Source organism: Stenotrophomonas sp. STEN023 (assembly GCF_056760135.1).
In genome coordinates, this window is the sequence record NZ_JBRREF010000054.1 from 24045 (window position 1) to 33042 (window position 8998).

Here is an 8998-nt window from a genome sequence, read left to right on the forward strand (position 1 = left end):
AATCAACGCAGCGCTTCCAGTTCCAGGCGGTGCTTGCGGCACATGCGGTAAATGGTGACCCGCGAGACCTTCATCAGGCGGGCGCAGGCGCTGATGTTGTATTGGCTTTGTTGCAGACAGGACAGCAGGGTTTCGCGCTCGGCGTGGCTGCGTGCCTTGCTCAGTTGCGCACCGTCCGAGGCCTGATTGAGTTCCAGATCGGCGCTGCTGATCAGTTCGCCTTCGGCGGTAATGGCTGCACGCTGCACCCGGTTGAGCAGTTCACGGACATTGCCTGGCCAGGGAAAGCGATCCATGGCCTGGCGCGCTTCAGTGGTGTAGCCGCGTGCGCGGATCGGGTGGCGCATGCGGAAGTTGCGCAGGAACTGGCGTGACAGCAGTTCGATGTCGCCATCGCGCTTGCGCAGCGGTGGCATGGCCAGGCGCAATACATTGAGGCGGTAATAGAGGTCGCGGCGGAAGCGGCCTTCTTCCACCGCACGTTCCAGATCGACGTGGGTTGCGGCGAGGATGCGCACATCGACTGCCACCGGCTGGTTGCTGCCGACCCGCTCGATCGTGCCTTCCTGCAACACCCGCAACAGACTGGTCTGCGCATCCAGTGGCAGGTCGCCGATCTCATCGAGGAATACGCTGCCGTTGTGCGCGGTCTCGAACAAACCCTGGCGGCGGCTGGTGGCACCGGTGAAGGCACCGCGCTCGTGGCCGAACAGTTCGGATTGGATCAAGGTGGAAGGAATGGCGCCGCAATTGATCGCTTGGAAGGGTTTGCCGCTGCGCGCAGACAAGCGGTGCAGTGCATGCGCGGCGACCTCTTTGCCGGTGCCGGTTTCGCCGGTGATCAGCACGGGCAGATCCACCGGCGCGTATTTGCGCAGCGTCGCGCGCATGACTAGCATCACTTCGCTTTCGCCGAGCAGGGTATCCAACGCGTCTTCGCTGCTTGGTCGTGGCACTTCACTGGTGATGCCGTGCAGGCCGCGCAGAAGTTCCTTGAAGTCCGGCGGGTGTGGAAATTGTTGGCGGCAGGCGGCCAACAGGGGGTGACGTGACGTGACTTCGCCGCTTTCGGTGGCAGCAGTGATGGCAAACAGCGGCATGTGCTGATGCGCGGCGGTCAGCTCACCGATGCGCTCCAGCTCGCTGTCCGAACTGGTGCGGAAATCGATCAAGCCAACCACCGTGTCGCCGCCGCGCATGCCTATGTCGGCGGGTTGCTGGGGCAGTACCGTCCGCACCTGCCAGCCATCTGCAGCCAGCATCACTTTCTCTCTTGCCCCCGGATTTCCAAACCAGATCACACAACGTGTACTTGACATTTGTGCTTCCGCCATGCCTGGTCACTGCTCCATTCGCGGCAACGATATACCCCTGATTCGCGCATGCGCAATCGTATTTGGCACTTTGTTACGGGCAGTTGCCGGGTGGCTCGTATTAACTTTTGTGCAGGAAAAGTTACGAAAAAGGCATTGGCGTCGGACAATAAAAAAGCCGCGACCCGGAGGTCGCGGCTTGACAGGAAGTTGCCGGCAGGGCGCTTACAGCGCCATGCGACGTGCCTGCATGAACTTGTCACCCCAGTAGCCGGTGAGCAGGGTGTCGGTACGGACGTCCTTGCCGGTGCTCGGGGCATGCAGGAAGCGGCCTTCGCCGACATAGATGCCGACGTGATCGACGCGGCCCTTGCGGCCGAAGAACACCAGATCGCCGGCGGCCAGTGCCGCGCGGTCGTTGATCAGTTCGGCATTGGCCTGGCTGGCCATTTCGCGCGATACGCGCGGCAGCTCGACACCCAGGGCGGTACGGAACACGTAACCAACCAGCCCACTGCAATCAAAGCCGGCGTCCGGCGAGGTGCCGCCCCAACGGTACGGCGTACCCAACAGGGTCATGGCGCGGCGCAGGATGGACTGCACCTTGCCGTCGGAATCGTTGGCCAGCGCTGCCTCGGTGGCAGCGGAGACACCCTTGGAGGCGTCGTAAGCGGAAATCAGGCGGCTGAGATCACCGGCAAACATCGCCGAGCGGTCCATCAGCGGAATGGTGTCGCTGGCGGCCAGATGCGGCAGCAGCGCGGCAAGTGTGGCGGCAGCAGCGCTGTCAGCCTTGCTGCGCGGTGCTTCGGTCTTGGCCACAGCCGGCTTGGCTGCCGGGGCGGTATCAGCGCTCTGAGCGAGGGCGGGCAGGCTGGCCAGGGCCAGTGCCGCGGCACAGATCAGGCGGCGGAAGTTGAGCGATGAAATCTTTGGCTGGCTCGGATGGGACGTGTTGTCAGTCGTCACGCGGCAGTCACTTGAAAAAGTCGATGGGCGATCATGCCCTGTGAAACGTGTGGATAGGTACAAATTTCGTTAAATAATCGTTATTTTTCACGGGGAATGTCTCGTTTTACCGTAATACCCGCTTCGCACCGGTGTAATGATCGCGCCAGTAGGCCCCGTCGAGGTGGTCCAGGCGGACGGTTCCGCCGGTGCTGGGAGCGTGCACAAAGCGGCCTTCACCTACATAAATGCCTACGTGGAAAACGTTGCCCTTATTGCCGAAAAAGACCAGATCGCCGGCGCTCAGTCGGTCAGGCGCGATCTTCGGGCCCTGGATGGCGGCCAGTTCGCGCGAGGTGCGCGGCAGGTTCAGCGCCAGCATGTCCCGGTAGACATAGGTGACCAGGCCGCTGCAGTCGAAACCGGACTCCGGTGTATTGCCGCCGTAACGGTACGGGGTTCCGACCAGGCCCACAGCGCGCATCAGCACCGAGGCTGCGGCGGCGGGGTCTGCGGGCGCAACCGGCGAATTATTGCGGCCGGGATCGGGCGCCGCGCCGCGCTTGGGCGGGTTGTGCCCGCAGGCGGTCAACAGCGCGAGGGTCAGCAGTGTGGCGGGCAGGCGCCACGAACGAATGCGGAAAACTGGCGTGATGTGCATGGAGCCCGGATAATGCGCCACCTTAGAAGGCCGTCATCATGGCGGCGTCCCCGGCGGCCGACAAGCCGTCCCAACGTCTGCCAGCGGGCAGCCATTTATCAGAGTTGCGCATGAAGATCGAAAAAGACCGCGTCGTCCGTTTCCACTACACCGTCTCCGAAGTTGGCCAGGAGCCGATCGAAAGCTCCAAGGACCGTGATCCGTTGGCCATCCTGATCGGCCACGGCAACATCATCCCGGGCCTGGAAGCGGCGATGATGGACAAGGAAGCTGGCGAAAGCTTCGGCGTGGACGTGAAGTCGACCGACGCCTACGGCGAGCGTCGCGAGGGTATGACCCAGCGCGTGCCGAAGAAGCATTTCGGCAAGACCCCGCTGATCCCGGGCACCCAGGTGATCCTGCAGACCAACTTCGGCCCGCGCGCGGTCACCGTCGAGAAGGTCGGCATGACCGTGGTCGACGTCGACCTGAACCATCCGATGGCCGGCAAGGACCTGCATTTCGACGTGGAGATCATCGAAGTGCGTGAAGCCAGCGAAGAAGAAGTGCAGCACGGCCACGTCCACGGCGACGGCGGTCACCAGCACTAAGCGGGTTGCCGCAAGGCAATGCAGCGCCGGAACGGCCCGCCCACGCGGGCCGTTCTGCGTTGCGGGGCGGATGGCATGTAGTGCCGAGCATGGCTCGGCACTACGGCCCTCGCTTCTTGCTCAAAGCCGCGCTCCCGCTTGCGGGAGAGGGGTTGGGGTGAGGGTGGCTGGTGAGGCATTGCCGGTAAGGCTTCTGCCGAGCATGGCTCGGCACGACATTGATCTGGCGTGCTCTAATCGCGCTCCTGTCGCTGAAGGATGTTGCTGGTGTCCACTTCTGCTTTTCAGCCCGTGGCGGCCAATGAGCGCATCGCGACTCTGGATGTACTGCGCGGCTTTGCCCTGTTCGGCATCCTGTTGATGAACATGGAGGCCTTCAGCGGGCCGATGGACATGTCCTTTACCGGCATCGATCCGCATTGGCAGGGCTGGGACTACTGGGCCGATGCCTTTGTCTACGTCTTCGTGCAAGGCAAATTTTTCACCCTGTTCTCACTGCTGTTCGGTGCCGGTTTCGCGGTGATGGCGCAACGGGCAAGCATCGCCGGGCGCGACTTCACCCGCTTCTATCTGCGCCGCAGCCTGGGTTTGTTGATCATCGGCTTGCTGCATGCCGTGCTGCTGTGGTCCGGCGACATCCTGGTTGCGTACGCGTTGCTGTCCTTCGTATTGCTGGCCTTCCGCGAGGCGCCGCGCAGCTGGCTGCCCGCGCTGGGGACGATGGCCTATCTGGGGGCGGCCGCACTGATGCTGTTGCTGGGCGCACTGATGCAGTTCGCCCCGGCCGATGCCGCCAGCGCGCAGGCATCGGCTGCAGCGAGCGCAATCGAAGCGCAGCGGCAGGCATACGGACACGGTAGTTACGTGCAGGCCGTTGCGCAGCGTCTGCGCGACGTCGCTGCTTCGCTCGGTGCGTTGCTGGTTGTGGGCCCGCAGGTGCTGGGCATGTTTCTGATCGGTGCCTGGTTCGCACGCAGCGGTGCCATCGCCGAACCCGCGCGCTATCCGCGGTTGTGGCCTGCACTGCGCTGGTTGCTGCTGCCACTTGGCATCGCGGTGATGCTTTGCAGCGTCTATCTGCAGTCATACACCCCGCCAGGACGCTTCGATATGCGCGGTGCCGCTGCATATGCGGTGACTGCGGTTGCCGGCCTGCTGATGTGCCTGGGCTATTTGGCGTGGGGAGTGCGCTGGAGCCGCTACCTGCACTGGCTGGCACCGGCGGGGCGCATGGCCTTGAGTAATTACCTCGGGCAATCGCTGGTGTGCACCTTGCTGTTCTATGGCTATGGTCTTGGCTGGTTTGAACAGGTGGGGCGGGCGTGGCAGCTGGTATTTGCAGTGGGTTTGTTCGCATTGCAACTGGTGATCAGCCACGTCTGGTTGCGTTGCTTCCAGTTCGGCCCGGTGGAATGGATGTGGCGTGCGTGCACTTACCTGCAATTGCCGCCACTGCGACGCTGATCCGGCCGCGCCAGCATGCTGTTTGATCGAGATTCCAGATGGTATGAGGCGAGGCGGCGCAGCGTGGCTGATGAAGCCGGTAGCCGATATCGGCATGTTCGCCGCGCCATGCTCACAGATGGATAGCGGCCGCTCGTGGCATGCTCGGCATACGTATGAGTTGGAGCCGGCAATTTATGACTGAGTTGATCACTGGGCAGGCGTCTGCAATCACCGCTGTGTCCTTCCGCGCGGAGTGCTATCAATGAGTGCACGCAACTATGACGTGGTGGTGCTGGGTGGTGGCTCGGGTGGATTGGCCGCTGCATTCCGCGCCGCATCCTATGGCGCCAAAGTGGCGATGCTGGAGCCCGCGCCGCTCGGTGGCACCTGCGTCAACGTAGGCTGCGTGCCGAAGAAGGCGATGTGGTTGGCAGCGGACCTGGCCGAGCGCATTGGTCTGGCGCGGCGGATGGGTTTCGACGTGCCGGCGGAGCCGGCGCTGGCCTGGCCAACGCTGCTGGAGCGACGCCAGCATTACATCTCAAATATCCACGCCAGCTACCAGAAGCGGCTGGACGAGACCGGGGTGGTTCGCATCAGCAGCCGTGGCCACCTGATTGATGCACATTCGGTGCAGTGCGAGGACGGGACGCAATTCCGCGCCGAGCACATCGTCATCGCGACCGGTGCGCATCCGCTTAAACCAGAGCTGCCGGGTGCGGAGCTGGGTGGCGTTTCGGATGACTTCTTTGCGTTGCAGGCGCGGCCCGATCGGGTAGCGCTGGTTGGTGGTGGTTACATCGCGGTGGAGCTTGCCGGTGTACTGCGTGCCTTGGGCAGCGAAGTCGCCTTGCTGGTGCGCGGGCAGCGTCTGCTGGATAAATTTGATGCGGAAGTGTCGGATCAGTTGGCGGAGAACCTGCGTTTGCAGGGCGTGGAGCTGCACTTTGGTTGCAAGGTGGAAGCGCTGCAGCGGCAGCAGAAACAGATCCGCGCACAGCTTGATAATGGGCCCGAACAGGCGTTGTTCGACACCGTGCTGTTCGCCACCGGACGTGGCCCGAATACACGCGGACTGGGTTTGGAGCAGGCCGGCGTGACGCTGGGCGAGAAAGGGCAGGTCGAGGTGGATGAGTGCCAGAACACCTCGGTTCCGGGCATCTATGCGGTCGGCGACGTGACTGGCCGGGTGACCTTGACGCCGGTTGCGATTGCGGCGGCACGCAGATTGATGGATCGCGTGTTGGGCGGGCAAGCGGAGGCCAGGCTCGATTACGAAAACGTCCCCAGCGTGGTGTTTGCGCATCCACCGCTGGGCAGTGTCGGCCTGAGCGAGGAAGAAGCGAGCAGGCGCTTTGGCAAGGTGAGCACGTATTACAGCCGCTTCCGGCCGATGCTGCAGGCGCTGGGGCAGGGTGAGGTGCGCAGTCTGTTCAAGATGGTTTGTGCTGGCGAGGACGAGAAGGTGGTTGGTATCCATCTGCTGGGTGAAGGCGCCGACGAAATCCTGCAGGGATTTGCGGTGGCGGTGAAGGCTGGTGTAACGCGCCGGCAGATGGAGGAGACGGTGGCGATCCATCCGACTTCGGCGGAGGAGGTTGTTTTGATGCGTTGAGGTCTTTGGCTTCGTAGCAGGGATAGCGCCAAGAGCACCCCTCCTCAATCCTCCCCTGCGCTGCGCGCAAGGGAGGAGGCTGACGCTGAGATTGCGGACGTTGCTTCTGCTCCCTCCCGTTGCCGAAGGCCATGCCTTCGGGCCGGGCGGGTTGGGGAGGGGGGCGGTTGATCTTGCTTCTTCTCCGGTAAACGCCTTGGTCTTACCCGTCAGCCCGTAGAAATCCCGCAGCGCCCATAATAGAAAGCCATCTCCCCCGGATGCCGTAACAGCGTGACTGCTCCAAACCAGCGCGAGGCCACAGTGGCCGCGCCAACATTGCCCACCAGCTCGCGTCGCTTGTTGATCAGCGGCCTGCTGCTGGCTGCCACCGGCGCCATTGCCGCATCCGGCAAGGCGGTGATCGTCAAACTCGCTTACCGGCATGGCACCGACGCCACCGCCTTGCTCGCGCTGCGGATGATGATCGCGTTTCCGTTCTTCTTCGCCATGGGCATGTGGGCGGCACGACGCGCGCGGCCGCTGTCTGTCGGTGACCGTTGGCGGGTGCTGCTGCTCGGCTTCAGTGGCTATTACCTGTCGAGCTATCTGGATTTCCTCGGCCTGCAGTACATCAGCGCCACGCTGGAACGGCTGATCCTGTATCTCAGCCCCACGCTGGTGGTGCTGATCGCGCTGGTGGTGCTCAAGCAACGGCCCACCCGCATCCAGGTGGCGGCCTTGCTGGTCAGTTACCTCGGCGTGTTGCTGGCCTTCGGCCATGACATCCAGCTTGAAGGGCGGCGCACCTTGATCGGCTCGACCCTGGTGTTCGCCAGTGCGCTGAGCTATGCGGTGTACCTGTTCGGCAGTGGGCAAGCGGTGGTGCGGATCGGTGCGGTGCGCCTGACCGCCTACGCCAGCATGGTGGCCTGCGTGCTGTGCATCGGCCAGTACCTGCTGTTCCAGCCTTGGGATGCGCTGTGGGAATACGCGCCGCCGGTGTACTGGCTGTCGCTGCTTAATGGCACGCTGTGTACCGTCCTGCCGGTGCTGGCGATCATGATCGGGGTCAAGCGGATTGGTTCCTCGCTGGCCGCGCAGGTGAGTATGCTGGGGCCAGTTTCCACGATTGTGCTCAGCGTATGGCTGCTCGACGAACCGATGGGCTTGTGGCAAAGCGCCGGGACGGTGCTGGTGCTGTTCGGCGTGCTGCTGGTGGGCAGCGGCGTGGCGAAGAAGCGGTGAGCGCCGAGGCCGCCGTGGCCGCCGGTCACGCACGCATTCTTGCGACCATCCGTGCCATTCCGCGCGGGCAGGTGCTGGGCTACGGCGAAGTGGCAGCCAAGGCCGGATTGCCCGGTCGTGCACGGCTGGTCGCCCGCTTGCTGGGTAGCAATGAGGACCCGGAGCTGCCCTGGCATCGGGTGCTGCGCTCGGACGGGCGTATCGCCATGCCCGAGGGCTCGCGCGGTTGGCGCGAACAGAGCCAGCGGTTGCGGGCCGAGGGCGTGGCGGTGGAGAACGGCAGGGTGAAGCGGCCCAAACCGCCGCGCAGCCTGGACGAGGCGATCTGGGGCCCGGGCTAGTCGCTGCGGCTATGATGTAGCCAGTTTCCCCGGATGCCACCATGTTCCCGCGCCTACCCAAGATCACCCAGACGTTGCTGATCGCCAACGTCGTCCTGTTCCTGCTGCAGCAGCTTCCGCAGACGGCGGGCATCTTCACCCAGTTGATGCTGTGGCCTTTGGGTTCGCAGCAGGTCTTCAGCGATTCACCGGGATTCGAGCCGTGGCAGCTGCTCAGCTACGGCTTCCTGCATGGCAGCTTCGGCCATCTGTTCTTCAACATGCTGGCGCTTTTCATGTTTGGTGCGCCGCTGGAGGCGACCTGGGGCGAGAAGCGCTTCCTCACCTATTACATGGTGTGCGTGGTCGGCGCCGGCCTGTGCCAGTTGCTGGTGGCTGCGTTTGCCGGTGAGTACAACCCGGTGCTGGGTGCCTCTGGCGGCGTGTTCGGCCTGCTGCTGGCCTATGGCATGTTGTTTCCGAACCAGCGGGTGGTGTTGTTGTTCCCGCCGATCCCGATGAAAGCACGTACCTTCGTCATCGTGTTCGGTGCGATTGAACTGTTGCTGGGTTTCACCGGCTGGCAGCCGGGCGTGGCCCATTTCGCGCACCTGGGCGGCATGCTGTTTGGCTGGTTGCTGATCCGCTACTGGCGCGGGCAACCACCGTTCAACAAGCGCGGCCCGCACCTGCGTCGCGTCAAGTAACAAGCAACTGTAGTGCCGAGCCATGCTCGGCAGAGGCTTTACCGACAGAAGCCAGAACGATGTAGTGCCGAGCCATGCTCGGCAGAGCCTTTACCGACAAAAGCCAGAACGATGTAGTGCCGAGCCATGCCCGGCAGAGGTTTTATCGACAAAAGCCAGAACGATGTAGCG

The 8998-nt window shown here is 63.4% G+C and carries 9 protein-coding genes; 6 read left to right on the forward strand and 3 right to left on the reverse strand.

What is annotated here, in order from left to right:
• Positions 1-2: 2 nt before the first annotated feature.
• The 3 genes from ACVOLV_RS14970 to ACVOLV_RS14980 all read right to left on the reverse strand — a co-directional run bounded on the left by ACVOLV_RS14970 (position 3) and on the right by ACVOLV_RS14980 (position 2922).
• Positions 3-1319: a sigma-54 interaction domain-containing protein gene (locus ACVOLV_RS14970; RefSeq protein WP_481555077.1), complete on the reverse strand. Its 1317-nt coding sequence runs from the start codon at positions 1317-1319 to the stop codon at positions 3-5.
• 219 nt (positions 1320-1538) lie between these two features.
• The gene (locus tag ACVOLV_RS14975) at positions 1539-2282 is read right to left on the reverse strand and encodes a C40 family peptidase (protein WP_481555078.1); all 744 of its coding nucleotides are present in this window, start codon (positions 2280-2282) and stop codon (positions 1539-1541) included.
• A gap of 106 nt (positions 2283-2388) precedes the next feature.
• Positions 2389-2922, reverse strand: coding sequence for a C40 family peptidase (locus ACVOLV_RS14980; protein ID WP_481555079.1), 534 nt, complete (start codon positions 2920-2922; stop codon positions 2389-2391).
• A gap of 110 nt (positions 2923-3032) precedes the next feature.
• On the opposite strand from ACVOLV_RS14980, the gene ACVOLV_RS14985 reads away from it, so the two are divergent.
• From ACVOLV_RS14985 to ACVOLV_RS15010, 6 genes are all read left to right on the forward strand, one after another.
• Entirely contained in the window at positions 3033-3512 is a 480-nt protein-coding gene (locus tag ACVOLV_RS14985) for an FKBP-type peptidyl-prolyl cis-trans isomerase (RefSeq protein WP_481530891.1), read from the forward strand.
• A 258-nt stretch (positions 3513-3770) separates the two neighbouring features.
• Positions 3771-4976, forward strand: coding sequence for a DUF418 domain-containing protein (locus ACVOLV_RS14990; protein ID WP_481555080.1), 1206 nt, complete (start codon positions 3771-3773; stop codon positions 4974-4976).
• A gap of 244 nt (positions 4977-5220) precedes the next feature.
• Positions 5221-6573 (forward strand): glutathione-disulfide reductase, encoded by a 1353-nt coding sequence (gene gorA, locus ACVOLV_RS14995; RefSeq protein WP_481555081.1) that lies wholly within the window; start codon positions 5221-5223, stop codon positions 6571-6573.
• Positions 6574-6876: 303 nt separating this feature from the next.
• Positions 6877-7800, forward strand: coding sequence for a DMT family transporter (locus tag ACVOLV_RS15000; protein WP_481555084.1), 924 nt, complete (start codon positions 6877-6879; stop codon positions 7798-7800).
• Positions 7698-8141 carry an MGMT family protein gene (locus tag ACVOLV_RS15005; RefSeq protein WP_481555082.1) on the forward strand — a complete coding sequence of 148 codons (444 nt, stop codon included), beginning with the start codon at positions 7698-7700 and terminating at the stop codon, positions 8139-8141. Before ACVOLV_RS15000 ends, ACVOLV_RS15005 begins: the two co-directional genes overlap by 103 nt.
• A 41-nt stretch (positions 8142-8182) precedes the next feature.
• Positions 8183-8827 (forward strand): rhomboid family intramembrane serine protease, encoded by a 645-nt coding sequence (locus ACVOLV_RS15010; protein ID WP_282272667.1) that lies wholly within the window; start codon positions 8183-8185, stop codon positions 8825-8827.
• The last annotated feature ends 171 nt before the right edge of the window (positions 8828-8998 follow it).